28 protein-coding genes, 1 pseudogene and 2 riboswitches are annotated in these 25,621 nt (G+C 73.5%); of the genes and pseudogenes, 9 read left to right on the top strand and 20 right to left on the bottom strand.

Translation table 11 applies throughout. The annotated features are described in order from the left end of the window. The first annotated feature begins 38 nt into the window (after positions 1–38). Positions 39–182 carry a hypothetical protein gene (locus tag ACIOWN_RS01125; RefSeq protein ID WP_401979610.1) on the top strand — a complete coding sequence of 48 codons (144 nt, stop codon included), beginning with the start codon at positions 39–41 and terminating at the stop codon, positions 180–182. Between the two features lie 6 nt (positions 183–188). On the opposite strand, the gene ACIOWN_RS01130 is transcribed toward ACIOWN_RS01125, so the two are convergent. Further along, positions 189–623 (bottom strand): ATP-binding protein, encoded by a 435-nt coding sequence (locus ACIOWN_RS01130; RefSeq protein WP_401979612.1) that lies wholly within the window; start codon positions 621–623, stop codon positions 189–191. Between the two features lie 89 nt (positions 624–712). Here ACIOWN_RS01130 and ACIOWN_RS01135 point away from each other — a divergent pair. Both ACIOWN_RS01135 and ACIOWN_RS01140 read left to right on the top strand, forming a co-directional pair. Next, a pseudogene (locus ACIOWN_RS01135) lies at positions 713–1,181 on the top strand (helix-turn-helix domain-containing protein). Further along, positions 1,162–1,347, top strand: a complete 186-nt coding sequence (locus ACIOWN_RS01140) for a DUF397 domain-containing protein (RefSeq protein WP_362347563.1) — start codon at positions 1,162–1,164, stop codon at positions 1,345–1,347. Before ACIOWN_RS01135 ends, ACIOWN_RS01140 begins: the two are co-directional and overlap by 20 nt. Positions 1,348–1,350: 3 nt before the next feature. Here ACIOWN_RS01140 and ACIOWN_RS01145 read toward each other — a convergent pair whose 3' ends face one another. The 9 genes from ACIOWN_RS01145 to ACIOWN_RS01185 all read right to left on the bottom strand — a co-directional run bounded on the left by ACIOWN_RS01145 (position 1,351) and on the right by ACIOWN_RS01185 (position 10,191). Further along, entirely contained in the window at positions 1,351–1,884 is a 534-nt protein-coding gene (locus tag ACIOWN_RS01145; RefSeq protein ID WP_362347564.1) for a PH domain-containing protein, read from the bottom strand. 60 nt (positions 1,885–1,944) lie between these two features. Further along, positions 1,945–2,643, bottom strand: a complete 699-nt coding sequence (locus ACIOWN_RS01150; RefSeq protein ID WP_362347566.1) for a YoaK family protein — start codon at positions 2,641–2,643, stop codon at positions 1,945–1,947. Between the two features lie 75 nt (positions 2,644–2,718). Further along, on the bottom strand, positions 2,719–3,138 hold the full coding sequence (locus ACIOWN_RS01155; protein ID WP_362347567.1) for a transglycosylase SLT domain-containing protein: 420 nt from the start codon (positions 3,136–3,138) through the stop codon (positions 2,719–2,721). A gap of 319 nt (positions 3,139–3,457) precedes the next feature. Then, positions 3,458–4,345, bottom strand: coding sequence for an ECF transporter S component (locus ACIOWN_RS01160; RefSeq protein WP_362347569.1), 888 nt, complete (start codon positions 4,343–4,345; stop codon positions 3,458–3,460). Then, positions 4,342–6,039 carry an ATP-binding cassette domain-containing protein gene (locus tag ACIOWN_RS01165; RefSeq protein WP_362347571.1) on the bottom strand — a complete coding sequence of 566 codons (1,698 nt, stop codon included), beginning with the start codon at positions 6,037–6,039 and terminating at the stop codon, positions 4,342–4,344. Before ACIOWN_RS01165 ends, ACIOWN_RS01160 begins: the two co-directional genes overlap by 4 nt. Beyond that, positions 6,036–7,172, bottom strand: coding sequence for a CbiQ family ECF transporter T component (locus ACIOWN_RS01170; RefSeq protein ID WP_362347573.1), 1,137 nt, complete (start codon positions 7,170–7,172; stop codon positions 6,036–6,038). Before ACIOWN_RS01170 ends, ACIOWN_RS01165 begins: the two co-directional genes overlap by 4 nt. Beyond that, positions 7,165–7,806, bottom strand: a complete 642-nt coding sequence (locus ACIOWN_RS01175; RefSeq protein WP_362347574.1) for an SCO2322 family protein — start codon at positions 7,804–7,806, stop codon at positions 7,165–7,167. Before ACIOWN_RS01175 ends, ACIOWN_RS01170 begins: the two co-directional genes overlap by 8 nt. Then, positions 7,803–9,029: a prenyltransferase/squalene oxidase repeat-containing protein gene (locus ACIOWN_RS01180; protein ID WP_401979618.1), complete on the bottom strand. Its 1,227-nt coding sequence runs from the start codon at positions 9,027–9,029 to the stop codon at positions 7,803–7,805. Before ACIOWN_RS01180 ends, ACIOWN_RS01175 begins: the two co-directional genes overlap by 4 nt. Before the next feature lie 130 nt (positions 9,030–9,159). After that, positions 9,160–9,232: riboswitch (cobalamin riboswitch) on the bottom strand. A 160-nt stretch (positions 9,233–9,392) separates the two neighbouring features. Continuing rightward, positions 9,393–9,568, top strand: a riboswitch (TPP riboswitch). Then, positions 9,568–10,191 (bottom strand): TetR family transcriptional regulator, encoded by a 624-nt coding sequence (locus ACIOWN_RS01185; protein ID WP_362347578.1) that lies wholly within the window; start codon positions 10,189–10,191, stop codon positions 9,568–9,570. Its footprint overlaps the riboswitch before it by 1 nt. Positions 10,192–10,400: 209 nt before the next feature. On the opposite strand from ACIOWN_RS01185, the gene ACIOWN_RS01190 reads away from it, so the two are divergent. Genes ACIOWN_RS01190 through ACIOWN_RS01200 form a run of 3 tightly spaced genes read left to right on the top strand, consistent with a single transcriptional unit; the run spans position 10,401 to position 13,635 of the window. After that, positions 10,401–11,819, top strand: coding sequence for a glycosyltransferase family 4 protein (locus ACIOWN_RS01190; RefSeq protein WP_401979620.1), 1,419 nt, complete (start codon positions 10,401–10,403; stop codon positions 11,817–11,819). After that, positions 11,813–12,565 (top strand): methyltransferase domain-containing protein, encoded by a 753-nt coding sequence (locus tag ACIOWN_RS01195; protein ID WP_401979623.1) that lies wholly within the window; start codon positions 11,813–11,815, stop codon positions 12,563–12,565. The genes ACIOWN_RS01190 and ACIOWN_RS01195 overlap by 7 nt, the downstream gene beginning before the upstream one ends. Beyond that, positions 12,562–13,635: a prenyltransferase/squalene oxidase repeat-containing protein gene (locus ACIOWN_RS01200; RefSeq protein ID WP_362347583.1), complete on the top strand. Its 1,074-nt coding sequence runs from the start codon at positions 12,562–12,564 to the stop codon at positions 13,633–13,635. Before ACIOWN_RS01195 ends, ACIOWN_RS01200 begins: the two co-directional genes overlap by 4 nt. 70 nt (positions 13,636–13,705) lie before the next feature. On the opposite strand, the gene ACIOWN_RS01205 is transcribed toward ACIOWN_RS01200, so the two are convergent. Further along, positions 13,706–13,999, bottom strand: a complete 294-nt coding sequence (locus ACIOWN_RS01205; protein ID WP_100567044.1) for a hypothetical protein — start codon at positions 13,997–13,999, stop codon at positions 13,706–13,708. Positions 14,000–14,148: 149 nt separating this feature from the next. On the opposite strand from ACIOWN_RS01205, the gene ACIOWN_RS01210 reads away from it, so the two are divergent. Then, on the top strand, positions 14,149–14,712 hold the full coding sequence (locus tag ACIOWN_RS01210) for a hypothetical protein (protein WP_362347585.1): 564 nt from the start codon (positions 14,149–14,151) through the stop codon (positions 14,710–14,712). A gap of 113 nt (positions 14,713–14,825) precedes the next feature. On the opposite strand, the gene ACIOWN_RS01215 is transcribed toward ACIOWN_RS01210, so the two are convergent. From ACIOWN_RS01215 to ACIOWN_RS01230, 4 genes are all read right to left on the bottom strand, one after another. Next, positions 14,826–15,584: a DUF5336 domain-containing protein gene (locus ACIOWN_RS01215; protein WP_362347586.1), complete on the bottom strand. Its 759-nt coding sequence runs from the start codon at positions 15,582–15,584 to the stop codon at positions 14,826–14,828. A 154-nt stretch (positions 15,585–15,738) separates the two neighbouring features. Further along, entirely contained in the window at positions 15,739–16,707 is a 969-nt protein-coding gene (locus tag ACIOWN_RS01220; protein WP_362347588.1) for an N-acetylmuramoyl-L-alanine amidase, read from the bottom strand. 9 nt (positions 16,708–16,716) lie between these two features. Further along, complete coding sequence (locus ACIOWN_RS01225; RefSeq protein ID WP_362347589.1) at positions 16,717–17,379, bottom strand: class I SAM-dependent methyltransferase; 663 nt, start codon at positions 17,377–17,379, stop codon at positions 16,717–16,719. Positions 17,380–17,500: 121 nt separating this feature from the next. Continuing rightward, positions 17,501–19,240 carry an MFS transporter gene (locus ACIOWN_RS01230; RefSeq protein WP_362347591.1) on the bottom strand — a complete coding sequence of 580 codons (1,740 nt, stop codon included), beginning with the start codon at positions 19,238–19,240 and terminating at the stop codon, positions 17,501–17,503. A 411-nt stretch (positions 19,241–19,651) separates the two neighbouring features. On the opposite strand from ACIOWN_RS01230, the gene ACIOWN_RS01235 reads away from it, so the two are divergent. Next, complete coding sequence (locus tag ACIOWN_RS01235; RefSeq protein ID WP_401979626.1) at positions 19,652–20,416, top strand: class I SAM-dependent methyltransferase; 765 nt, start codon at positions 19,652–19,654, stop codon at positions 20,414–20,416. A 180-nt stretch (positions 20,417–20,596) separates the two neighbouring features. Here the strand turns inward: ACIOWN_RS01235 and ACIOWN_RS01240 are convergent, their stop codons facing one another. From ACIOWN_RS01240 to ACIOWN_RS01255, 4 genes are read right to left on the bottom strand one after another with little or no spacing between them, the layout of a single operon-like run. After that, the gene (locus tag ACIOWN_RS01240; RefSeq protein ID WP_401980226.1) at positions 20,597–21,229 is read right to left on the bottom strand and encodes a response regulator; all 633 of its coding nucleotides are present in this window, start codon (positions 21,227–21,229) and stop codon (positions 20,597–20,599) included. Between the two features lie 57 nt (positions 21,230–21,286). Further along, positions 21,287–22,516 carry a sensor histidine kinase gene (locus ACIOWN_RS01245; RefSeq protein WP_401979627.1) on the bottom strand — a complete coding sequence of 410 codons (1,230 nt, stop codon included), beginning with the start codon at positions 22,514–22,516 and terminating at the stop codon, positions 21,287–21,289. 15 nt (positions 22,517–22,531) lie between these two features. Further along, positions 22,532–23,260, bottom strand: a complete 729-nt coding sequence (locus ACIOWN_RS01250) for an ABC transporter permease (RefSeq protein WP_362347597.1) — start codon at positions 23,258–23,260, stop codon at positions 22,532–22,534. Further along, the gene (locus ACIOWN_RS01255; RefSeq protein WP_401979631.1) at positions 23,260–24,198 is read right to left on the bottom strand and encodes an ABC transporter ATP-binding protein; all 939 of its coding nucleotides are present in this window, start codon (positions 24,196–24,198) and stop codon (positions 23,260–23,262) included. The genes ACIOWN_RS01250 and ACIOWN_RS01255 overlap by 1 nt, the downstream gene beginning before the upstream one ends. A 156-nt stretch (positions 24,199–24,354) precedes the next feature. On the opposite strand from ACIOWN_RS01255, the gene ACIOWN_RS01260 reads away from it, so the two are divergent. Beyond that, a complete protein-coding gene (locus ACIOWN_RS01260; RefSeq protein WP_362347600.1) occupies positions 24,355–25,266 on the top strand; it encodes a MaoC/PaaZ C-terminal domain-containing protein in 912 nt (303 codons plus the stop codon). Between the two features lie 29 nt (positions 25,267–25,295). Here ACIOWN_RS01260 and ACIOWN_RS01265 read toward each other — a convergent pair whose 3' ends face one another. Next, entirely contained in the window at positions 25,296–25,451 is a 156-nt protein-coding gene (locus ACIOWN_RS01265; RefSeq protein ID WP_362347602.1) for a hypothetical protein, read from the bottom strand. Positions 25,452–25,621 lie beyond the last annotated feature (170 nt).

Here is a 25,621-nt window from a genome sequence, read left to right on the forward strand (position 1 = left end):
GCCGCTGCGTCACCGCCGCGGCGACCGCGACACTGCTGGTGGCGGACGCCTGGTTCGACACGACCACGGCGCCGGCGGGCGAGGCGGGGGCCGCCCTGGCGATGGCCTTCTGCGCGGAGCTGCCGCTGGCGGCGGTGTGCGCGCTGGTCGCCTGTCGGGCCCTGCCCGGGCGGACCCCGTGAAGCTCCTCACGGCGGGAGTGTCCTGGCGCCCACGCACTCGAACCACACGGTCTTTCCGGCCCCTCCGCGCCGCTCCACGCCCCACTTGTCGGTCACGGCGTCGACCAGCAGCAGTCCCCGTCCGCCCTCCGCCCCCGGCGACAAGTCCAAGGGCGCGGCGGGCAGTTGCGGCGACCCGTCCGTCACCTCCACACGGACCCCGTCCGTCCGCCGCAGCACCAGCAGCGTGCAGCGCCGGTCCGGGACATGCCGTACGACGTTGGCGACCAGCTCGGTCACCGCCAGCTCCACCGCGTCGGTGAGCCCGGCCAGGCCCCAATCACCCAGGCAGGAACGGACGATACGACGGATGTGCCGAGCGGAGTGCTCACCGAGGGTGAGGCACATGCGGCACTGGTCGGGACGGGGGCCCGCCAGGACGGAGGGAAAGCAGTCGTTCACGGTACGAGACTGACCTGCTGTCGCTACGCTGGGCCACCGCCTGAACACAACGGGTCCGCCTGTGGGGCGTCGCGTGAAAGGGGTCATGCGTGACCAACATCAATGTCCTCGACCCGGGAGCCTCGCCGCTCGACTACTACGGCTTCGAGTTGCGCCGGCTCCGGGAGGCCGCCGGTCTGACGCAACGGCAGCTGGGCGACATCATCAACTACACCGGCTCGCTGGTCGGACAGGTCGAGACGGCGCGGAAGCTGCCGACGCCGGAGTTCAGCGAGCGGGTGGACGCGGCGCTGGGCACGGACGGACTGCTGTCCAGGCTGGTCGCGTTGGTGATGCGCAGCCAGCTTCCGGCGTGGTTTCAGCAGGTGGCCAAGTGATGACCCGTCCATCGTCTACACCGAGGGTTACGGGGCTGCGTATCCGAGCGCCCATCGCGACACCGTCAAGGACTGCTCGCTCCGTTACGATCATCTGTAAGCTGCCGCACTCTCGCTCAGAGATTCGGCGACGCTGATCCGGCGCGTGATGGAGGACCGCTATGGAGTTCGACTGGCGTAAGTCCAGCTACAGCAGCGACCAGGGCGGCGAGTGCATCGAGATCGCCGAGATGCCGGAGGCCACCGTGGCCGTACGGGACTCCAAGATCCCCGCCGGCCCGGTGCTCACCCTCGCGCCCGCCGCCTTCACCGAGTTCGTGTCGTGGGCGGCTGCGAACGCCGGCTGATCGTCAGCCGGCGACCGGCGGAACCTGCCCGTTCCACTGGTGGCTGCGCTGCTCGTTCTCCACGGCTTCGTAGATCAGGCCCTGGAGGCCCTCCGGGTCCGAGACGTGCTTCAGTTCCAGCATCCCGTGCTCCGAGGCGGACTGGACGGTCAGCGTCCCCTCGCGCAGGATGCGCTCCCACAGCGTGGCGCGGAACTCGACGTCGTTGACGCGGGTCAGCGGGATGCTGTGCCCGGTCTTCGTCAGGAAGCCGGTGCGCACGGAGACCCGCTTCGTCGTGACGATGTAGACGGTGCTGCGCCAGATCAGCAGCGGCCGCAGCCAGAACCAGACGGAGATGACCACCGCCACGCCCAGCACCACGTAACGGACGACGGTGCCCCAGTCCTTGTCGGACGGAATCACCCACGCCAGCGCGCCCGCCACGGCCCAGACGAGGACGAGCACGACGAACTCGCCCACCATCTGCGTCCAGTGCTGGCGGGTCGCATGTATCAGTTCCTCGTCATCGGCCAGATGACGGTGCACGTTCACCATGGGCGGCATCCTGGCACATCAAGTGCCTTGTGAGTACGGCCCCTCCCACCGGAGGGGGCGTCATTCGCGTCCCGACGCCACCGCCGCCAGGACGCCCGATGCCGCCGCCGCGATCAGCAGGGGGGCGCCCAGGTCGTGGTGGACGACCAGCCAGGCGCCGAGGGCGGCGCCGGCGGGCATGGCGATCACGGAGGCCGTGCGGCGTGGGGAGCGGTGGCCGGCGCCGCCGCCGGCCCGGGAGTCGGAGGCGAGGCCGGTCAGGGTCATCGTCAGGACGGTGGTCGTGAGGTCGGGGACGCCCAGTTTGCGGACCGTCGCGTTGCGCAGGCCCATCGCGAAGGCGGTCAGGGCGATGACGGAGTACACCATGGCCTCCGTGCCCGGCGCGGCGAAGGCCACGGCCGCGGAGGTCGCGACCAGGACGGCCTCCGCGGCGAGGGTCACCCTGGCCCAGGTGCGGCGCGAGCCGCTGCCGTAGCGCACGGCGACCCGGCCGCCGACCGTGGCGCCCACCAGGAAGCACACCAGGGAGGTGGCGGTGTGCGGCACGGAGAAGCCCGGTGCCCCGGCGGCGGCGAAGCCGAGCACGACCACGTTGCCGGTCATGTTGGCGGTGAAGACGTGCCCGAGCCCGAGGTAGCTGACCGCGTCGATCAGTCCGCTGACCACGGTCAGCCCCAGGAGTACCGCCACCAGGCGCAGTCCGCGTGCCTCGGGGTCGTCCGGTGGCGGGTCCCCCGGTGGTGGGTCCGTCGTCATGGGCTCAGGAAAGCAGATCGTAGGGGCGTCGGCAGCCGGACACGGCGAAGGCGGCGGTCGGCGGGTGGGGCGGGCTCAGTACCAGCCGTGGGCCTGCCAGAACCTCCAGGCGCCGGCCGGGCTGCCGTAGCGGGACTTCATGTACTTCAGGCCCCACTTGATCTGCGTCTTGGGGTTGGTCCGCCAGTCGGCGCCCGCCGAGGACATCTTGGACGCGGGCAGCGCCTGGACCAGGCCGTAGGCACCGGAGGCGGCGTTGGTGGCGCGCGGGTTCCAGCCGCTCTCCCGCTGGACGATCTTGCTGAACGCGTGGAACTGCGCGGCATCCGGGATCATCTGGCGCGCGGCCGCCTTGGCGTAGGCGGCGGAGTGCCGCGGGGCCGCGTGGGCGGGGGCCGAGGTGAGGGCCAGGGCGGCGGCGGTGGCGGCGGCCACGGCGGTGGTGGTGAGGGCCTTCTTCGGGGTGGCGGTGGCGCGGAGGGCGGAGACGGTCATGGATCACCTCTCACGTCGGGGACAGGAAATCGCGGGCTGCCGCGCACCACGGAGTGTGGGGCGGGGCGTGCCCTCGGCTCAGCCCGCCCGGTGCGGGCCGGGCGGAGCCTGGCGACGCCGTACAGAAAAGCAGGCGGGAACTCCGCCCGCAAACACCCCCTTTTGATGGTTTCCGCCGCTTTTCTGGTGTTCCGTATGGGTGTGAGCGGGCTCTCAACGCGCAGGTCAGGGCCGTGAACGCGCATATGTGCCAGACCGGGCGAGCAGCGGCCCCGACTCGTGGGCGACCCAGCTCATGCGGGCGGTCCCGCCGGGCGTGTCACGGCGAAGGTGCGTCGAAGGTGACCGGGGCTTCGAAGGCGGCCCGGCGGGTGGCCCGGCGCAGCGCCCGCAGGACGGCGTGGCCGAGTACGAGGGTCAGGACCACGGTGACCGAGGCCCGGCCCAGGTCCCAGCCGAGCGAGGTGGCCAGGCAATACGCCACGAACCGGGCCAGGTTGGCGGCGATGTCCGCGTGCGGGTCGAAGGCGATGGATGAGGCGAGGGTTCCCATGAAGGGCCAGCCCGCGAGGTTCATGACGGTGCCGTAGGCGAAGGCGGCCAGAAAGCCGTAGAGCGCGAGCAGCAGCAGTTCCGCGCGTCCGCGCAGCCGGTCGGGGCCCGGCAGCAGACCCGCGCCCATGGTGAACCAGCCCATGGCGAGCATCTGGAACGGCATCCACGGGCCCACCCCGCCGGTGAGCAGCGCGGAGGCGAACATCGTCACCGAGCCGAGGACGAAACCGAAGCCCGGCCCGAGCACCCGCCCGCTCAGCACCATCAGGAAGAACATGGGCTCGATTCCGGCCGTCCCGGCGCCGATCGGGCGCAGCGCGGCCCCGGTCGCGGCCAGCACGCCGAGCATGGCGACGGCCTTCGGGCCGAGCCCGGACTCGGAGATCGTCGCGGTGACGACGGCGACGAGCAGCACGAGCAGGCCCGCGAACAGCCAGGGCGCGTCCTGCGCGTGCGCGCTGAGCTGTGAGGCGGGCGGGGCGAGGAACGGCCAGCCGAACGCGGCCACACCGACCGCGCTGACCAGGGCGAGCGCAGCAAGGGACCGGGGGCCGAGCCGGACGGCCCGCACCCGGGGACGGGACTTCGCGCCGGCCGGGCGTACCTTCTCCTCAGCCGGACGGGCCTCCGTGTCGGCGGGGCGGGCCGTCATGCCAGTGCCTCGCGGACCTGGGTGGCGGTGAGCCACCGCTGGGGGGCGAGGATCTTGGTGACCTGCGGGGCGAAGGAGGGTGAGGACACCACCACTTCGGCCGTCGGACCGTCGGCGATCACCTCGCCCTCGGCGAGCAGCACGACCCGGTGGGCGAGTTCGGCGGCCAGTTCGACGTCGTGCGTGGCGAGCACGATGGCGTGTCCCTCGGCGGCGAGCGCGCGCAGCAGGGCGACCAGGCGGGTCTTGGCGCCGTAGTCGAGGCCGCGGGTCGGCTCGTCGAGCAGCAGTAGGGGCGGGCGGGCGGCGAGCACGACGGCGAGCGCGAGCGCGAGGCGCTGGCCCTCCGACAGGTCGCGGGGGTGGGTGTCGTCGCCGACGCCGGGCAGCAGTTCGCGGACCAGGTCCCGGCAGGTGCCGGGCGCGGCCTGCGCGTCCTGGTCGGCGGCCGCGCACTCGGCGGCGACCGTGTCGGCGTACAGCAGGTCGCGCGGCTCCTGCGGGACGAGCCCGACCCGGCGCACCAGTTCGCGGGGCGTGGTGCGGTGCGGGACCGCGCCGCCGACCCGTACCCGCCCGGCGGACGGCTGGACCAGGCCGACGAGCGAGCCGAGCAGCGTGGACTTCCCGGCGCCGTTGCGGCCCATGAGGGCGACGGTCTCGCCGGGTGCGAAGGTCAGGTCGACGTTCCGCAGGGCCTGGACACCGGCGCGCCGGACGCCGAGGGAGTGGACCTCGGCCACGGGCGCGCCCGCCGGCACGGGCTCGGGGGCGGGGGCGCGGCGCAGCCGCCACCGGGACGCCGGACGGGGGTCCGGACGGGGCGCGGGGACCGGGAGGCCCGTGACCGGTGCCGTCCCGGAGCGTGCGGGCTCCCGGCCGTCCAGCCGCTGCCGCAGGTCCGCGGCCCGGCGGCGGGCGTCGCGGACGGTGAGCGGCAGCGGGGACCAGCCCGCGAGGCGGCCCAGGTCCACCACCGGCGGATACACCGGGGAGACGGCCATGACGTCCGCGGGGGGCCCGAGCAGCGGGGCGGCGCCCGCGGCGGGCAGCAGGACGACCTGGTCGGCGTACTGGACGACCCGCTCCAGGCGGTGCTCGGCCATGAGGACCGTCGTGCCGAGGTCGTGCACGAGCCGCTGGAGGACGGCGAGGACCTCCTCGGCGGCGGCCGGGTCGAGCGCCGAGGTCGGCTCGTCCAGGACGAGGACCTTCGGGTGCGGGGTGAGGACCGAGCCGATCGCGACCCGCTGCTGCTGGCCGCCGGACAGGGTGGCGATGGGGCGGTCGCGCAGGTCGGCCAGGCCCAGCAGGTCCAGGGTCTCCTCCACGCGCCGCCGCATCACGTCCGGGGCCAGGCCCAGCGACTCCATGCCGTAGGCGAGCTCGTCCTCCACGGTGTCCGTGACGAAGTGCGACAGCGGGTCCTGCCCGACGGTGCCGACGACGTCGGCGAGTTCGCGCGGCTTGTGGGTGCGGGTGTCCCGGCCGGCCACGGTGACCCGGCCGCGCAGGGTGCCGCCGGTGAAGTGCGGCACCAGTCCGCTGACCGCGCCCAGCACGGTGGACTTGCCGACGCCCGACGGGCCGACGAGGAGGACGAGTTCACCCTCGGGGACTTCGAAGTCGACGCCGCGGACGGCGGGTTCCACCGCTCCGTCGTAGGTGACGGAGACATCCTCGAAGCGGATCACGACGGCTCCTTGGGGGCGGGACTCGCGGGGGCGGCGAACGCGGGGGCCAGACCGAGGAGTACGGCGGCGGCGGGCCACAGGGGGAGAGTGGGCGCGACGAGCGGGACCACGCCCGGGTGCAGGGCCTGGGGGTCGTGGACGGCGGCGAGCACCAGCAGGGCCGCGACCAGCGCGCCCGACCCCGCGACCAGGCAGGAGCGCGCGTTCCAGGAGTCCGGGCGGTAGCGGGTGCGCGGGGAGCGGCGCCCGCCGAGCCACAGTCCGGCCAGGGCGGCGGCGACCCCGGTGAGCAGCACCGGCAGTCCGTAGGTGCCGCCCTCCGCGGTGAGCAGCCCGTACGTCCCGGCGCAGACGCCGAGCAGACCGCCGAGCGTGAGCACGGCCGTGGTGCGGTGGACCGCGGGCGCGACCTCGGCGGTACGGCCGTAGCCGCGGGCGTCCATCGCGGCGGCGAGCGCGACGGAACGCTCCAACGCGCCCTCAAGCACTGGCAGTCCGACCTGCACCAGGCCGCGGACGCCCCGGTCGGGACGGCCCCGCAGCCGGCGTGCGGCCCGCAGGCGCCGGCCGTCGGCGACCAGGTGCGGGGCGAAGGTGAGCGCGACGACGACGGCGACCCCGGTCTCGTACAGGGCGCCGGGCAGGGACTTGAGCAGCCGGGCGGGCGCGGCGAGGGCGTTCGCCGAGCCGACGCACACCAGCAGCGTGGCCAGCTTCAGCCCGTCGTACAGGGCGAAGACGACCGCCTCGGCCGTGACCCGGCCGCCCAGGCGGATGCCCTGCGCCCAGTGCGGCAGGGGGACTTCGGGCAGGGAGACGAGCACATGCGAGCCGGGAATGGGCGAGCCGAGCACGACGGCGAAGACCAGACGGATGACGAGGACGGCGAGGGCGAGCCTGACGAAGGCGGTGTAGGACCGCGCGGAGGGCGTGTCGGGGCGGCAGCTCACGACGACGTAGCCGGAGACCGCCAGCAGCAGGCCGAGCAGCAGGGGGTTGGTGGTGCGGGTGGCCGCGGTGCCCAGGGCCAGGGCCCACAGCCACCAGGCGCCCGCGTGGACACCGGCGGAGCCGCGGGCGGGTGCGCCGCCGGCGCGGCCCGCCCGCCCGCGGCCGCGCACGGCGTCACGCATCCCTGCGCCGCCGCGCCTGCCAGACGCCCGCCGCGGCCAGTACGGCCACCACGGCACCGCCCGCGAGGAGGCCCACCGAAGGGCCCTCGTGCGGCTCGTCCCCGGCAGGCCGCTCCGTCCTGCCGGCCGCCACCTGCTCGCCGCAGCCCTTCTGCGGGTAGCCGGCGATGGCGCACAGCAGGGCGTTGGTGTCGTACCGCAGCGGTTTCGCGACGGCCGCCAGGGCCTCGGCGGTGGTCGCGTCGGACGGCACCCGGGCGCACTCCGTGCGCGGCGCCGGCGGGGTCTCGCCCGCCGGTGCGTCCGCCTGGACGCCGAAGTCGAGGACGAGCGCCACCCGCTTGCTGCCCTTCTCGGCGGGCGTCTTCGCGCAGATGGCCGCGAAGTCGGCCGTCCCGCGCGGCTTGCTCGCGTCCTGGGAGTCCTCGCTCACCGAGAAGCGCAGGCCCTGCACGTCGCCGTCGGAGGGACGCGCCGTCGACGGGCCCTCGGCGGCGTACACCCACTTTTCGCCGTCGCGATCCCAGAAGGACCAGTACCGGTAGCCGGTGGCCTGGGCCTGGCCGGCGCCGGCCGCCAGCAGGAGCGCGGCGGCGAGCAGCGGTGCGCAAAGGGCCCGGAGCCGGCGGGTCACGACTGTCCCTGCTTCTTCCGGCCGCTCAGCAGGAACCCGATGCCGACGCCCGCGACCGCGAAGACGCCGATGGTCCACCAGAGGCCGAAGGGGGAGTCGCTCTTCGCGGAGTCCGTGGCGTCCTTGCCCTCGGCGGCCTGGGGAGCCGGTCCGGTGGCGTTGAGCCGCTGGATCAGGTCGACACCGCCGAAGTCACGCGGGTCGGTGCCGGCCGCGCGGGCCGCGAAGACCAGCTGGGCGTAGGCGGCGGGACCGCTCTGCTTCGCCCACGCCTCGGAGTTCTCCTCCAGCCACTTCAGCGGCTTCTGCGCCTGCGCGGATCCGCCCTGCACGGCGAGGGCGACGACCGTGTCGGCGGTGTTGCCGAAGTCGGGCTTGTCGGTGGCGCCGGGGAGGGAGGAGGTGAGGTGACCGTCCTTGGCGACGGCCTGCGCGAGGTACGAGGCGCCGTTGGCCGCGGCCCGGTCGGGGCTGGGCTTGCCGGAGTCCTCGCAACGGGCCGCGCCGCCCGCGTCCTTGCCCTTGCCGCCGGCCTCGGGGGCCAGGCCCTGCCCGAGCGCGGCGACGACGGCGGCCGCCGTGGCGTCGGCGTTGGCGTCGAGCTTGCCCTTCTTGTCCGGCTGGAAGGCGAAGGCGCCCGCTCCGTCGCCGGAGCACGGCAGCGCGAGGGCGAGCAGGGCGTCGTAGGGGGACTTGCCGTCCTTGACGACGCTCTGAGGCTTCTGTCCGGCGGCGGCGAGCGCGCCGATCACGACCGAGGTCGAGTTGGCGTCGGTGGGCCCGCCGGGCGTGTATCCCCAGCCGCCGTCCTTGTTCTGCACGGACTTCAGCCAGGACACCGCCTTGCCGGTCGCGGTGTCGTGGCCGCCGAGCGCGGCGAGGGCCTGCACGGCGGCGGCGGTGCTGTTGGTGTCGGCCATCACCTTGGCGTCGCAGGCCTTGCCCGGCTCGGCGCGGTAGGCCGCGAAGGAGCCGTCGGCGCACTGCTGGCCGGCCAGCCAGTCCACGCCCTCGGCGGCGGGCCGCACGCCCACGGTGTGCTGCGCGAGCAGCGCGAGGGACTGCCGCCACACGCCGTCGTACTGGGGGTCGGTCGTGCCGTAGAGCCCCGCCGGAAGGGCCGGCGAGGACGGGTCGGCGGACGTGTCAGCGGCGGCGGGGACCGCGCTGCCGATCACGGCGACGGCGGCGGCCAGGGCCGCGGCGCTGCGGCGGAAGTTCATGATCGGCGGGTGCCTCTCCCTGTGGGGAGCCGGACAGCACGGGACACCCCGGCGGCTCGGCTCCGTATACCTCGACGGTGCGATGCGCCGGCGGGTCCGCCGAGCACATGAGCCGGTCACATTCCGCCCGGGGCATTCCGGCTCGCCGCCCTCGCGGGCGGTTCACGGCTGCGGGTCAGCGCCGGATTTCCACCGGCTTCCCCCCGAACGGGTGTGATGACGACCCGGTCACTCTACCGGCCGACCTAAAAGGCCCCGAGGGGTGGCCGAAACCGGGCTCCGCCCGGCCCACGAGGAACCTGAAAAATCTTCGAATTGGGGGGTTCCATCCGATGGATACGGATTTATCCTGGAGGTGGCCTACGAGGCGAGTGAGGGAGTTCGACCGGAGTAGCCGACTTTGGCGAGACGCTACGGCATCCGCTGGGGCCGACGTCGACGGTCGGGCTGAGAGGCCGGAAGGTAGCAGTCGGACCCGAAGGCGACCCCCATTACCTGATCCGGGCAATACCGGCGAAGGGAACCCGTCTCGTAGGTTCTATTCATGCCCCCCGCCAGGCGTGGTCAGGTCGATCAGCCGGCACGCCGTCTCTATGTCGGTCTTCGCCTGGGCGAGGGAGGCGCGGCCCGAGAGCCAGGTGATCAGGGCCGACAGCCAGGTGTGCTCGATCACGCGGATCGCGGAGAGCTGCTCGGCGGTGGGTTCCCGAAGTCCCATGGCGTCCAGGACGATCGCGGTGGTCTGCCGGGAGACCTGGTCGACCTCCGGGCTCACGCTGCGGTCCGCGAAGGTCAGCGCGCGGACCATGGCGTCCGCGAGGTGCGGATCGCGCTGGAGGGCGCCGAAGGCGCGCATCAGGGTCTCCGCCACCCGCTCGCCGGCGCTCTCCCCGGCCGGCGGCTTCTTGCGCAGCGTGCCGTGCAGCCGCTCCAGCTGGTCCTGCATCGTGGCGACCAGCAGGTGGACCTTGGACGGAAAGTACCGGTACAGCGTGCCCAGCGCCACCTGCGAGGACTCCGCGACCTCCCGCATCTGCACGGCGTCGAAGCCGCCCCGGGCGGCCAGTTGGGCGCTCGCGCGCAGGATACGTCGGCGGCGGGCCTCCTGCCGCTCGGTGAGGGGCGGTGAGGCCGGCCGGGAGGTACTGGCTCGCGCAGGCATGGGTCCCGTTCCGTGACAGTCGGTGGGGGCAGGCGGGCCGGACCGCGGGCAGTGGTGCGGGCCGTGGCACGAATCACCCGATCCGCTGCTCACCGCGTGGCTACCTGCCGGTAGATTCGGAACCTCCTGAACGATCAAGTCTGAAACTTGTTCTAGATTAGCGTCCCGGCGTAATGTCGCGGGACAGTGCAGCCAGAAGGGGGCCCGGAGTGACCGCTGAGCCCAGTCAGGCGGGGTCCCCGGCGGACCTGGCCGCGGACGGCGAGCGACCGCTCGGCATAGCGCTCCTCACCTACAAGGGAAACCCGTTCTGCGGCGGACAGGGCGTCTACGTACGCCACCTCTCGCGCGAACTGGCCCACCTCGGCCACCGGGTCGAGGTGATCGCCGCCCAGCCGTACCCCGTCCTCGACACGCTCGGTGACATCGCAGGCGACGGCCGCGACGGCCGGCTGCGCCTGACCGAACTGCCGAGCCTGGACCTCTACCGGCAGCCGGACCCCTTCCGCACCCCCGCGCGCGACGAGTACCGCGACTGGATCGACGCGCTGGAGGTCGCCACCATGTGGACCGGCGGCTTCCCCGAGCCGCTGACCTTCTCGCTGCGCGCCCGCCGCCATCTGCGTGCCCGGCGCGGGGAGTTTGACATCGTCCACGACAACCAGACCCTGGGGTACGGCTTGTTGGGGGACATCGGCGCGCCCCTGGTCACCACCATCCACCACCCCATCACCGTGGACCGGCGGTTGGAGCTGGACGCCGCCGAGGGATGGCAGCGGCGCTGGTCCCTGCGGCGCTGGTACGCCTTCACCCGCATGCAGAAGCGCGTCGCGCGCAGGCTGCCCTCCGTGCTCACCGTCTCCGGCACCTCCCGCCAGGAGATCGTCGACCACCTCGGGGTGCGCCGGGACCGCGTCCACGTCGTGCACATCGGCGCCGACACCGACCTGTTCTCACCCGATCCGGCCGTGCGGCAGGTGCCCGGCCGGATCGTGACCACCTCCAGCGCGGACGTGCCCCTCAAGGGGCTGGTGTTCCTCATCGAGGCGCTGGCGAAGGCGCGCACCGAACACCCCGCCGCGCACCTCGTCGTCGTCGGCAAACGGCCCGAGCGGGGCCCGGTCGCGCAGGCCGTCGCACGCCACGGCCTCGAAGACGCCGTCGAGTTCGTCAAGGGAATCTCGGACGCCGAACTGGTCGACCTGGTCCGCTCCGCCGAGGTCGCGTGCGTGCCGTCGCTGTACGAGGGCTTCTCCCTGCCCGCCGCCGAGGCCATGGCCACGGGCACCCCCCTGGTCGCCACGACCGGGGGCGCCGTGCCCGAGGTCGCGGGACGCGACGGCGAGACGTGCCTCGCGGTGCCGCCGGGCGACGCCGGGGCGCTGGCCGTGGCGCTCGGCCGGCTGCTGGGAGACCCGGAACTGCGTCTCCGGCTGGGCCGGGCCGGGCGCGAGCGGGTCCTGCGGCACTTCACCTGGGCCCGCGCCGCCGAGGGGACCGTGGCCCGTTACCGCGAGGCCCTCGCCCGCTCCCGCGCGGACAGTCCCGCAGCGGCCGCCGCCCCCGCGGGGACCGGCCCCACCACGACCGACGCCGACCTCAACCGCGAAAGCAGGGCCACGTGCTGACCGTCGACTTCTCCCGGTTCCCGCTCGCCCCGGGCGACCGCGTGCTGGACCTCGGCTGCGGCGCCGGCCGGCACGCGTTCGAGTGCTACCGGCGCGGGGCCCGGGTCGTGGCGCTGGACCGCAACGGCGAGGAGATCCGCGAGGTCGCCAAGTGGTTCGCGGCGATGAAGGAGGCCGGGGAGGCGCCGCAAGGGGCGACCGCGACCGCCATGGAGGGCGACGCGCTGGCGCTGCCCTTCCCCGACGAGTCCTTCGACGTCGTCATCATCTCCGAGGTGATGGAGCACATCCCCGACGACAAGGGCGTCCTCGCCGAGATGGTGCGCGTACTCCGGCCCGGCGGGCGGATCGCGGTCACCGTGCCGCGCTACGGCCCCGAGAAGGTCTGCTGGGCCCTGTCCGACGCCTACCACGAGGTGGAGGGCGGCCACATCCGCATCTACCGGGCCCACGAACTCCTCGCCAGAATGCGCGAGGCGGGCCTCAAGCCCTACGGCACCCACCACGCGCACGCGCTGCACTCGCCGTACTGGTGGCTGAAGTGCGCCTTCGGCGTCGACAACGACCAGGCCCTGCCGGTGCGCGCCTACCACAAGCTGCTGGTCTGGGACATCATGAAGAAGCCGCTGGCCACCCGGATGGCCGAGCAGGCGCTGAACCCGCTCATCGGCAAGAGCTTCGTGGCGTACGCGACCAAACCGCACCTGCCCGCCACGGCCGGGCGCGCCGAGGCGGACGCCACGTGACGACTCCCCGGACAGAACACCTCGTCCTGCCCGGGGTCCTCACCGCCGGGCAGGCCGCCGCGACCGTACGCGGCATACTCGCCGCCCAGCGGCCGGACGGGGCGATCCCGTGGTTCCGCGGGCACCACCTCGACCCGTGGGACCACGTCGAGGCGGCGATGGCCATGGACGCGGCCGGCGAGCACGAGGCCGCCGAGCGCGCCTACGCCTGGCTCGCCCGCCACCAGCTCGACGACGGCTCCTGGTACGCGGCCTACGCGGACGGGGCCCACGACGAGGTCACCGACCGCCGCCGGGAGACCAACTTCGTCGCCTACACGGCCGTAGGGGTCTGGCACCACTACCTCTCGACCGGCGACGACACCTTCCTGGACCGCATGTGGCCCGTCGTGTACGCCGCGATCGAGTTCGTGCTGCGCCTCCAGCAGCCCGGCGGGCAGATCGGCTGGAAGCGGGAGGACGACGGCACGGACACCGCGGACGCGCTGCTGACCGGGTGCTCCTCGGTCCACCACGCGCTGTGCTGCGCCCTTGCCATCGCCGAGCAGCGTGAGGAACCGCAGCCTGACTGGGAGCTGGCGGTCGGCGCGCTCCGCCACGCGATCCGCGCGCACCCGGAGCGGTTCCTCGACAAGGACCGCTACTCCATGGACTGGTACTACCCGGTGCTGGGCGGCGCGTTGACCGGTACGGAGGCCAAGGCGCGCATCGCGGCGGGCTGGGACCGCTTCGTGGTGCCCGGACTCGGGGTGCGCTGCGTCGTCCCCAACCCGTGGGTGACGGGCGGGGAATCGGCCGAACTCGCCCTGACGCTCTGGGCGGTGGGCGAGTCCGACCACGCCCTGTCCGTGCTCCAGTCCATCCAGCACCTGCGCGACGCGGACACCGGCCTGTACTGGACGGGCTACGTCTTCGAGGACGAGGCCGTGTGGCCCCGCGAACTGACCACGTGGACCGCCGGCTCCCTCCTCCTCGCCGTGGCCGCGCTCGGCGGCCACGAGGCCACCTGCACGGTCTTCGCGGCGGGCGACCGCCTGCCGCGCGGCCTGGAGACGGACTGCTGCGGCTGACCCGGTCCCGCCCGCGTGCCGGCCCGGCCCGGTCGGCCGTCGTCAAGTCCGCCGGCCCGGTCCGCCGTCGTCAGTGCCGGTGCATCCGGTTGGCGACGGCGTGGCCGACGAAGAGGTAGACCACGGCGGCCAGTCCGTAGCCGGCGATCACGCGGGCCCAGGGCCTGTCGAAGGTGAAGAGGTCCCGGGACCAGCCGGCCAGCCAGTCGGCCGCCCCGTGCACGAACCGGACCAGTTCGTTGGCCCGGTTGGCGTCCAGCAGGTACATCAGTATCCACAGTCCGAGGATGACGGCCATGACGTCGGCGACCACCGCGATGACCGTACCGGCGGAGTTGGGACCCGTGCGATATCGAGGGGACATGCTCTGCGTCTGCCCCGGAATCACGCCGGAAACCCGGTCCGCACACGGGGAGTGACCCGGAGGGTACCTCCGGTGCACTGTTTCGGCGCGGCCACCCGGGATCACACGGACCCTCTAAGCACCGCGGCAACATGTTCCGGGAGGACACCGTGCCCGTACCGATACGGCGCCTCGCTCTGGCGCTGACGCTCTGCTGCGCCCTGCTCGCCGGTTCCACCGGGTGGGCGGGCGCCCAGAGCACTCCGCAACACAGTCCGACGGTCGCCGTGGCGGCGGCCACGCCCCGCCCCACCACACCCGCGCAGAGGCAGCACTTCGCCAAGACGCGGTTCGTGGCGAACGCGGCGCTCGCGGCCGGGGCCACCTACGAGTGGATCGTGAAACCCTACAAGCAGGGCAAGTTCAAGAAGGGCGCTCCCCACCGCAGGGGCACCTTCGTCAAGGCGGCGCTCGCGGGCGCCTTCACGTACAACCGGCTGCGGGCCGCCGTGCGCAACGCCAAGGGCGACCCCCTGCTGTCCAAGGCGCTCGCCCCGATCAACTCGGCCATCAACGACCTGAAGGGCCTGCCCGCCAAGCTGCGCCACGGCGACACCTCGGCGGTCGGTGACTACAGCAACGTCATCAACAAGGTGAAGGGCGCCGGGAGCAGCGCGGGCGCGCCGGTCCACAACCAGATCCCGTCCCACAAGCAGCTCCTCCAGGGCTCCTAGGAGCCGTCCCGGGCTGTTCACCGACGGCCTGCCGGGGGCAGGCCTCGCGCGCGGCACGGCAACGGCCCCCGCCCGTGAGGGCGGGGGCCGTTGGGCTGGTCCGGCGGGCCGGGTCAGCCGCGCTGGATGTTGGAGGTGTCCTGGAGGACACCGCGGCGGCCGTCCTGCATCTCGGCCAGCAGGCCCGGACCGCGCTGCTCCACGGCCAGGTACCAGACGCCCGGCGCCAGTTCGGCGATCGGTGCGGGGGATCCGTCCTCCGCGAACAGCGGACGCGGTGCCGGCACGGCGAACCAGAACGGCGAGAAGCCGGCCGCGGGCTGCGGGCTCTGCTGCGGCTGACCGCCGCCGAACGGCCCGCCCTGCTGGGGCTGACCCTGCTGCGGCTGACCGCCGAACGGCTGCTGCGCGCCCGGGTAGCCGTACCCGTTCTGCGGCTGCGCGCCGTAGGGCTGCGGCGCGGCCGGTCCGGGGGCGGCCACCAGGGCGGCCTGGAGAGCCGGGACCAGCGGGGTGGCGACGGCGCCGACGGCCAGGACGAGGGCCGCGATGAAGCCGAGGATCAGGCCGGAGCCCGCGCTGTAGGCGTCCACCAGGTACCAGAACAGGGCCCAGGCCACCAGGACCGTGAACGCCACTCCCACCGCGCCCAGGTCCAGACCCGCCACCTTGCGGGGCTGCGGCAGACTCCGGTTGACGACGATCAGCGCGGCGCCGATCACCCCGCCCATGTAGACGCCGAAGCCCAGACCGAGGTTGTCCCAGGCATTGAGGGTGTAGCCCGAGCCGGTGTGGAGGAACGACGCGATGAACAGCAACACCGCTGCTCCGATCACCACGCCGTCGCCCCGAGTGAGGGAGCGGATATTCACGTCAGGTCCTTCTGGTTCGTCGTCTCGTCGGTGGAGGCGTCGCTGTCACCGTCCCGCCGTCGGGCGGGGTGCGAAAGCGCGGGAGTGGCACCTCATCGTACGGATGACACTATCGTCCGTACGGCCGCGATGTCCGCCGGGATGAGCGCCCTGATCACGACCCGCGCAGGAAACTCACGATTCCCTCAGAGATCCCCTGGGCCGCCTTCTGCCGCCAGGCGCCGCTGGTGAGCGAGGCGGCGTCCTTGCTGTCGCGCATGTTGCCGCACTCGATGAACACCTTGGGAACCGTCGACAGATTGAGGCCGCCCAGGTCCTTCCGCGTGACGAGTCCGGTGCCGCCGCCGAGGTAGTTGGACGGCGCCTCGCCCGTGACCCGCACGAAGTCGCCCGCGATGCGCTCGCCCAGGTCGCGGGAGGCGGAGACGATCGGGCGGGTGTCGGCGGAGCCGGCGTGCACGGCCCCCGGCAGGATGACGTGGAAGCCGCGGTCGCCGGACGCCGCGCCGTCGGCGTGGATCGAGACGGCGGCGTCCGCGTGCGCGTCATTGCCGATCCGGGCGCGCTCGTCGACACACGGGCCCCAGGCCGGTGAATCGCCGTCGTGGGTCAGCTTCACGGTGGCGCCCTGCGCCTCGAGCAGCGCGCGCAGCCGGTGGGCCACGTCCAGGGTGAACCGGGCTTCGGAGTAACCGGCGTTCGTGGACGTGCCGGTGGTGTCGCACTCCTTGCGGTTGGTGCCGATGTCCACCGGGCGGTTGATCTCCGCCGTGTGCCGGAAGTTGCCCGGGTTGTGGCCCGGGTCGACGACCACGACCTTGCCCCTGAGCGGGCCGGAGGCGGCGGGCGCCGAGGGCTTCCGCGTGGGGGAGGAGCCGCCCCCCTTGTCGTCCTGTCCGGGATACGAGGGCAGGAGCGGCGCCTCGGACCCCGAGGGGGAGCCGGAGGCCGACGGCGGGGCCGCCGTGTCCGAGCCTCCCGGGTCGCCCACCGCCTCGTACACCAGCCAGCCCAGCAGGGCGCCGGGCAGCAGTGCCGCGAGGGCGACGGTCAGCAGCCCCCGGCGCAGGCGGCCGGGGCGCTCGGGCTGCGGGACATCGAAGTCGGGGCCTTGGTACGACACTCTGCGACTCTAACGGCGGTCGAGGGTGGCTGCTTCCGATCGCCGCAGGACGCGCAGCGATCCGGTCGCCGACACCTCGGTGAACCCGCCCGACTCCAGGGCGCGGAGGTACACGCGGTACGGGGCCTGCCCGGTGAACTCGTCCGCCGGGTCCGGGAACACGTCGTGGATGACCAGCAGCCCGCCCTCGGCCAGGTGCGGCGCCCACCCCTCGTAGTCGGCGCCGGCGTGCTCGTCGGTGTGGCCGCCGTCGACGAAGACCAGGCCGAGCGGAGTGTTCCACACGGCGGCGATCTGCGGCGAGCGGCCGACGAGCGCCACCACGTGGTCCTCCAGGCCCGCCCGGTGCAGGGTCCTGCGGAACGTGGGGAGCGTGTCCATCAGCCCGATCTCCGGGTCGACCGTCTCCGGGTCGTGGTACTCCCAGCCGGGCTGCTGCTCCTCGCTGCCGCGGTGGTGGTCCACGGTGAGCGCGGTGACCCCGGCCCGCCGGGCCGCGTCGGCGAGCAGGATCGTCGAGCGCCCGCAGTACGTGCCGACCTCGAGGAGCGGCAGCCCGAGCCGCCCGGCCGTCACGGCCGCCGCGTACAGCGCCAGCCCCTCGTCGGTGGGCATGAACCCCTTCGCCGCCTCGAACGCGGCGAGAATCGGGGGTTCGGGTGCCACTGGCATGGGGGACCTTCCGGTCGGTCGTCCTGGTCGTGCGTCCTTGCAGGCCGCCATGCTGCCGCACCCCCGGCCGCGCGGGCGACCGGGGGTGCGGGTATCCGTCTCTGGGGCGTGCGTCTCGGTCTCAGGCGGTGACCGACTCGCCCGGCAGGGACAGGTCCAGGTCGACCGGGTGGTCCTCGCCGGTGTGGTTCGCCGCGCTGGCGAGCGGGCCGTGCCCGGCGGCGCGGGCGGCCAGGACGTACGGGCCCCGGGCCGGGACCGCGAGGGTGTAACTGCCGTCCTCGGCGGAGAGCGCGGCGCCCGCCTGGCGGCCGCGGCGGTCGATCAGCGTGACCTTGGCGCGGGCGACCGGAGCGCCGCCCGCGTCCAGGACCCGGCCGCGGAAACCGCGCAGGACCGCCTCGGCCCGCGCCAGGTTGGCGTCCGCCTCGCTGCTCGCACGCAGTCGCGGGCCCGTCGAGAGGTTCGGCCGGGGCAGGCACAGGGCCAGCGCCAGGCCCACGACGACGGCGGCCGTTGCGATCAGGAAGGAGACGCGGAAGCCGTGCATGGACGGGACCGCGATCCCGCCGGAGTGGTGCGCGGTGTTGGCCAGCACCATGCCGATCACGGCGCTGGACACCGAGGTGCCGATGGACCGCATCAGGGTGTTGAGGCCGTTGGCCGCGCCCGTCTCGGAGGCCGGGACCGCGCCGACGATCAGCGCGGGCAGCGAGGAGTACGCCAGTCCGATGCCGGCGCCCAGGACCACCGAGACGACGACGGTCTGCCAGGCCGCGTTCATCAGACCGAGGCCGGCGGCGTAGCCGACCGCGATGACCAGCAGGCCGGTGATCAGGGTGACCTTCGGGCCGTGGCGGGCGGAGAGGCGGGCGTAGACCGGCGCGGTGAACATCATGGTCAGGCCCAGCGGCGCCACGCACAGACCGGCGACCACCATCGACTGCCCGAGCCCGTAGCCGGTGGCGGTGGGGAGCTGGAGCAGCTGGGGCAGGACGAGGGAGACGACGTAGAAGCTGACGCCGACCATGATCGAGGCGAGGTTGGTCAGCAGCACCTCGCGGCGGGCGGTGGTGCGCAGGTCTACCAGCGGGGCCGCGACGCGCAGCTCCATCAGGCCCCACAGCAGCAGGACGGCGAGGGCCGCGGCGAACAGGCCGAGCGTGGTGGGTGACGACCAGCCCCAGTCGCTGCCCTTGGTGACGGGTAGCAGGAGGAGCACCAGGCCGCCGGTCAGACCCAGCGCGCCCGGCAGGTCGAAGGAGCCCTCGGCACGCGCCGGGGACTCCGGCACGGCGAGGAGGGTGATGCCGATGGAGAGGACGCCGAGTCCGGCGGCGCCGTAGAAGAGGGTGTGCCAGTCGGCGTGCTGGGCGACCATCGCCGCGGCGGGCAGGGCGAGTCCGCCGCCGACGCCGATCGAGGAGCTCATCAGCGCCATGGCGGAGCCGAGCCGCTCGCGCGGCAGCATGTCCCGCATCAGGCCGATGCCGAGCGGGATCGCACCCATCGCGAAGCCCTGGAGCGTGCGGCCCGCGACCATGGGCAGCAGGGCGGAGGTGAACGCGCTGACCAGCGCGCCGACCACCATCACGGAGAGGCTGGCGATCAGCATGCGGCGCTTGCCGTACAGATCGCCGAGGCGGCCCATGATCGGCGTGGCCACCGCGCCGGACAGGAGAGTGGACGTCAGGACCCAGGTGGCGTCGCCGGGCGAGGTGTCGAGGAGTTGAGGCAGGTCCTTGATGACCGGGACGAGCAGGGTCTGCATCACCGCGACGACGATCCCCGCGAAGGCGAGCACCGGGACGACGGCCCCGCTCGCACTCCGCTCGGTCCGTCCGGTCGTCGTGAGCGTCATCGAGTGGGGCCTCCGGGCCGTGAGAGGTGGAGCGTGCGGTCATCCGTGCGGATCGAGCGCAGGGTCAACCCCGTCGACCGAGGCAACTATTCCGATGCTTTGGCGTACTAACGAATTCTTGACCGTTCCGTGAGGTTCTGAACGCCGGTCGGACGGGCGGTGCGCCTGGGCGGAGTGGAGGCGGAAAAAGCGGGGCCGGCCCGGCGCTGGAAGCCCCTCTCATGGTTCTGGGCGGGGGTGTGCGCGGAGTTTCGCGCCGGGCCGGGGGCGTGTCCTTCCGGTGCGCGCCGTGACCTCGCACCCGCCCGCACAGCGGTCCCGAAGGGTCCCGCTCACCCTTGCTGAGCTGGGCTTTCGTGGTGTTCAGCCCTAGACTCGGCCCACTTCGACACGGATACGGAAGGGGGCCGTATGGAGCGGGACGTTCGCACGGTCGAGGACGTACTGGAGCTGCTGGACGGGCTGTTCGCGCCGGACGCCGACCGGTGGACCGGGGACGCGGCCGGCTGGTGGGACGGGTTCTACGCGGACCGGAACCGGCCGGTGCCGTTCTTCGCGGACAAACCGGACGAGAACCTCGTCGAGTGGCTGGAGCGGGGGCTGATCGGCGGGCGCCGGGCACTGGATCTCGGATGCGGGCCGGGGCGCAACGCGCTCTACCTCGCCGAGAGGGGCTTCGCGGTGGACGCGGTCGACCTGTCGCCGCAGGCCATCGCCTGGGCCACGGAGCGGGCCCGGGAGATGGGGATCGGGGAGACGGGGGCCGAGGGGACAGAGGCCGGGGTGCGGTTCCTGTGCCAGGACGCCTTCGGGTCCGCCGGATCGCCGCTCACCGGCCCGTACGACCTCGTGTACGACTCCGGCTGCTTCCACCATCTGCCGCCGCACCGCCGGATCAGCCACCTGGCTCTGCTCGACCGCGTCCTGGCCCCGGGCGGCCATCTGGCCCTGACCTGTTTCGCGGCCGGAGCCATGGGCTGCGAGCTGCCGGACGCCGAGCTGTACCGCACCTCACGCCTGCACGGCGGCCTCGCCTACACGCCCGACTCGCTCCGGCGCATCTTCGCGGACCTGACGGAGGTCGAACTGCGCCGGATGCACGACGAGCCGGAGAACTCACCGCACTTCGGGGAGCCGTTCCTTTGGGCGGGGCTGTTCCGGCGGGGGACGGCGTAGCGAACGGTCAACGCGCTTTACGGACGGCGGGGGTGGGGGTGCGCGGGGACGACGCGGGCGGCCGGCGGTCCCGCCATCCGGCGGCCCGGTCGTGACCGTCTCAGCGGTCGCACCGCCCGGCGGTGGCGTTCGTTCCTGACGGCGGGGGCGTGACCGTCCAGGCGGTCGCGGCCCAGGCGGTCACAGCCAGCCCTGGCGGCGGGCCTCCCGTACGGCCTCCGTGCGGTTGCGGGTGCCGGTTTTGCCGATCGCGGCGGACAGGTAGTTGCGGACGGTGGACTCCGACAGGTGCAGCTTCGCGGCGACGTCGGCGACCGTCGCCCCGTCGGCGGAGGCCCTCAGCACGTCGCACTCGCGGGCGGTGAGCGGGCTGGGGCCGGCGCTGAGGGCGGCCGCGGCGAGTACCGGGTCGACCACCGTCTCCCCGGCGAGCACCCGGCGGACCGCCGCGGCAAGTTCCTCCACCGGCCCGTCCTTGACCAGGAAGCCCCCGGCCCCTGCCTCCATGGCCCGGCGCAGATAACCGGGCCGGCCGAAGGTGGTCAGGATCAGCACCCGGCAGCCGGGAACCCGCTCGCGCAGCTCGGCGGCGGCGTCCAGGCCGCTCATCCCCGGCAGTTCGATGTCCAGCAGCGCCACGTCGGGGCGGTGGGCCAGCGCGGCGTCCACGACGGCGTCGCCCGCCGAGACCTGGGCGACGACCTCCATGTCGTCCTCCATACCGAGCAGCAGGGCCAGCGCGCCCCGCATCATCTGCTGGTCCTCCGCGAGGAGGAGGCGGATGCACTTGGCGGGCCCGCGGTCCCCGGTCATCTCGTCCACGGACCAAGGGTATTGACTCGCGCCCCGGGACGTGGGGACGTGGGCCGGTCACCTCATCGAGGAGCCGAGCCGGGCACCGACGCTCTCCACCGTCTCTCCTGCCTCCAGAGGGACTTCGGCGGTCACCGTGAAGCCGCCGCGGGGCGAGGAACCGGCCCACAGCGAACCGCCCGCCGCCGCCAGGCGTTCGGTCAGGCCCCGCAGACCGGTGCCGCCCACCCGCTCCACCGGGTCGGGATCCCCCGACCGCCCCGCCGACCTGCCGTCCCCGTCGTCGGCGACCGTCAGACGGGCTCGCTCGGCCGTGCCGGTGACGGTGATCTCGCAGCGCCGCGCGCCGCTGTGCCGTACGGCGTTGGTGACCGCCTCGCGCACAACCCACCCCAGCAGCGCCTCGGCGCCCGGCGTCAGCGGCGGGCCCGACCGGCGCACCACGGGCTCGATGCCGGCGGCGGTCAGCGCCGAACGGGCCCGGTCCAGCTCCGCGCCCAGGCCGCCCTCGCGGTAGCCGGTGACCGCCTCGCGGATCTCGGTGAGCGCCTGCCGTCCGACGGACTCGATGTCGGTGATCTGCGTCAGCGCCGCCCCCATGTCGCGGGGCGCCAGCCGCCGGGCCGCCTCCGACTTCACCACGATCACCGACAGCGTGTGGCCGAGCAGGTCGTGCAGGTCCCGGGAGAAGCGCAGCCGCTCCTCCTCCACCGCGCGGCGGGCCAGCTCCTCACGGGCGGCGCGCAGTTCCCGTACGGCGTCGGACAGGCTGAGGATCACCGCCGTCACGATCGTCGACAGGAACGTGCCGTAGCCGATGTTGATGCCGTTCCAGCCCTCGCGCAGCCCGCCGACGGCTCCCGCGAACAGGCCGAGACCCACACTGATCCGGCCGAGCAGCGGGCCGCGCAGGGACGCGCCCGCCGCCAGGCCGAACAGCGGCAGGAACAGCAGCCACGTACCGCCGTACCCGAAGGCCAGACCGCACGTCACCAGGAACAGCAGCAGCAGCGCGAGGCGGGTGGAGCGGGCTGTCCGCGCCCGCTGGTCGAAGGCGCGGAACACCACATGGATGTAGAGCGAGTTGAAGGCCAGCAGGCCCAGGCCGCCGATCCACGGATTGGGGGTCTTGCCCTGGAAGAGGTTGGAGAAGGCGCCCATCCCCATCAGCAGCCAGGGCAGCAGGGAGAAGCCGGTGGGCGGCGGCCCCGCATGCTCGTGCTCCTGCCCGCCCTCGCACCCCGTGCCCTGCTCCGTGCGACAGGAACTCCTGCGTGACCAGCTCACGTTCCGTCCCCCCGATCAGACCTTGCCGGCATGGCGGCGGTAGGACAGGACGGCGTACGAACCGAACAGCGTCAGCCACCCCGCCAGTACGAGGATGGCACCCGCCGCCGGGAGGTGGCCCTCCGTGACCGAGACCCCGAGGTCGGCGATCCCGTGCGTGGGCGTGTACGTGGACAGGGCGGCCATCCAGTGCGGGAACAGCTCGACCGGGAACCACAGGCCGCCGAGCACGGCGAGCCCGAGGTTGCACACCATGTTGACCACACCGGTGGTCTGCGCGGTGAGCCCGTAGCCGTTGCCCAGTCCGAGCAGTGTGAACGGGACCGAGCCGAGCCACAGCAGCAGCGCCGTCGCCGCCCACTGCCACGCCGCCAGCCGTACGCCGTTGACCAGACCGCCCGCAAGCAGCACCGCGCAGATCGCGGGCAGCACGGTCACCGAGGCGGTCAGCGCCCGCCCGGCGACCACCTGGCGCGGGGTCATCGGGGTCACCCTGAGCTGCCGCAGCCAGCCGACCGTACGGTCCTCGGCGACCCCGCCGCCGGTGTTGAGGGCCGAGCCGACCGCGCCGTAGGCGGCCATGCCGACCATGGACGCGGTCCGCCAGCCCCGGTCGGCGCCGTCGCCGAGGTTGGTGAACAGCAGGTACATCATCACCGGCATCGCGATCCCGCCGATCACGAAGCCCGTGTCGCGCAGGGTGCGCCGCACCTCGAGGCGCAGGTAGTCGAGTACGTCGCGCATCACGCCGCCTCCCGTTCGCGTTCCGTGGCCGCCCGCGCGCCCGTCAGGGCCAGGAAGGCGTCGTCCAGCGAGGCCGGGGCGACCTCCAGTCCGCGTACGGCACCCAGCTCGGCCAGGGCGATCACGGTCGCGTCCGGGTCGTCGGTGCGCAGCCGCGCCCGGTCCCCGCGCACCTCGAGCGACCGCACGCCGGGCAGCAGTTCCAGGCCCTCGCTGCCCCGCCCGGCCAGGTCGAAGGCGACCAGGCCGCCGCCCGCCGCGCGCCGCAGTTCCTCACCGGTGCCGTCGGCGACGAGCCGGCCGCGGTCCAGGACGAGGATGCGGTCGGCGTGGGTGTCGGCCTCCTCCAGGTAGTGCGTGGAGAACAGCACCGTGCGACCGCCGCGCGCGTAGGTGCCCATCGCGTCCCAGAAGGCGTGGCGCGCCTCCACGTCCAGGGCCGCCGTCGGCTCGTCGAGCACCAGCAGCGCGGGGTTGCCGGACACCGCGACCGCGAACCGCACCCGCTGGGTCTGGCCGCCGGAGAGCCGGTCCACCCGCCGTCCGGCCAGGTGGGGGATGCCGGCCAGCTCCAGGGCGCGCGCGGCGGACAGCGGTGCCGGGTACCGTCCGGCCACGAAGGTCACCAGCTCGCGGACGGTGACCCGGGGCACGGCCCGCGCGTCCTGGAGCATGGCCCCGACCAGGCCGGCGCGCACCGCCCGCTCGGGCGGCCCGCCGAACAGTTCGACGCTGCCCTCGTCGGGCGCGTGCAGTCCGAGCAGCAGCGAGATCGCCGTCGACTTCCCCGCTCCGTTGAGGCCGAGCAGGGCGACCGTCTCGCCCCGCTCGATGGTGAGGTCGACGCCGTCGACCGCGCGTACGGCGCCGAAGGTCCTGACCGCCCGTGTGAGGGACACGGCACGTTCCGTCTGTGTCATGTCTACGACCTGTGTCATGTCTACGACGTTACGAACTACCGTGCCGCGTACGGCAGATGCGCTTGTACGGACTCCGGCAGGACAAATGTCACGGCGGTGGTCCCGCTGCGTGCGTCGGGTCGATGGTCAGGATCCTTCACAGCCGAAGACCGCTGGACTAGATTCTGGAAGCCCATGCCCATCGACGCAGCCAAGGCCCTCGCGGCCGGACCCCGTAGCGGTGAGATCTCCTGGACTCCCCGGGACGTCCTGCTCTACCACCTGGGCATCGGCGCGGGCCTGCCCGCCACCGACCCCGGCGAGCTGCGTTACACCTTGGAGACGCGGCTGCACGTCCTGCCGAGCTTCGCCACCGTCGCCGGCGGCGGCCCGCCCGGTGTGATCGGCGGACTGTCCATGCCCGGCGTCGACGTCGACCTCGCCCGCGTCCTGCACGGCGGCCAGTCGCTGACCGTGCACCGTCCCCTTCCCGTGGCGGGCACCGCGACCGCCGCCAGCCGCATCGCCGCCGTGTACGACAAGGGCACGGCGGCCGTCCTGGTCATGCGCACCGAGGTCGCCGACGGCGACGGCCCCCTGTGGACCGGTGACGCGGAGATCTTCGTCCGGGACGAGGGCGGCTGGGGCGGCGACCGCGGGCCCTCCGGCCGCACCGCGGCGCCGGCCGGCGAGCGGCGCGGTGAGCCGACAGGTGAGCCGGACCGCACGGTCGAGCGGACGGTCCGCGAGGACCAGGCCCTGCTCTACCGCCTCAGCGGCGACTACAACCCGCTGCACGCCGACCCGGAGTTCGCCGAGCGCGCCGGCTTCGACCGGCCCATCCTGCACGGGCTGTGCACCTACGGCATGACCCTCAAGGCGGTCGTCGACACGCTCCTCGGCGGGGACGTGACCCGCGTACGGTCCTGGTCCACGCGCTTCGCCGGGGTGGTGTACCCGGGCGAGACCCTGCGCGTCCGCATGTGGCGGCGGGACGGCGGGGTGCGGGTGGCGGTGAGCGCCGTCGAGCGGGAGGACGCACCGGTGCTGACCGGCACGGTCGTCCGCGACGCCCCGGAGCGCGAAACGGCCCCGCCCGTCTGCTGACGGGCGGGGCCGCGGCGTTCGGCGTGCGGTCAGGCCGCCGATTCGTTCTGCTCTGCGGGCCTGCGGTGGCGGCCGCTGGGTGCGGCCTCTCCGTCGCCCACCGAAACCGGACCCCGGTGCTTGCCGTGTGCCGCGGACTCTTCGACGTCGGCGGCGGACGGCTGGGTCATGCTGGCGTCGCTCATCGGAAGAAATTCACCCCGTCAACAATGATCTTTCGTACAGCCCGGCGAGTCTAACCGGCGCACCCGGGGTCGCACCCAGGCGGCCACGCCAACCGGCAGCAGTTGGCACTAGTTCGTTACAAGCCGTCCCAGCGGCGCCTGTTGGAGGGGAACAGGACGGGGGGCGGGGC

The sequence above is a fragment of the Streptomyces sp. NPDC087787 genome (assembly GCF_044743035.1).
Taxonomy (GTDB): Bacteria; Actinomycetota; Actinomycetes; order Streptomycetales; family Streptomycetaceae; genus Streptomyces.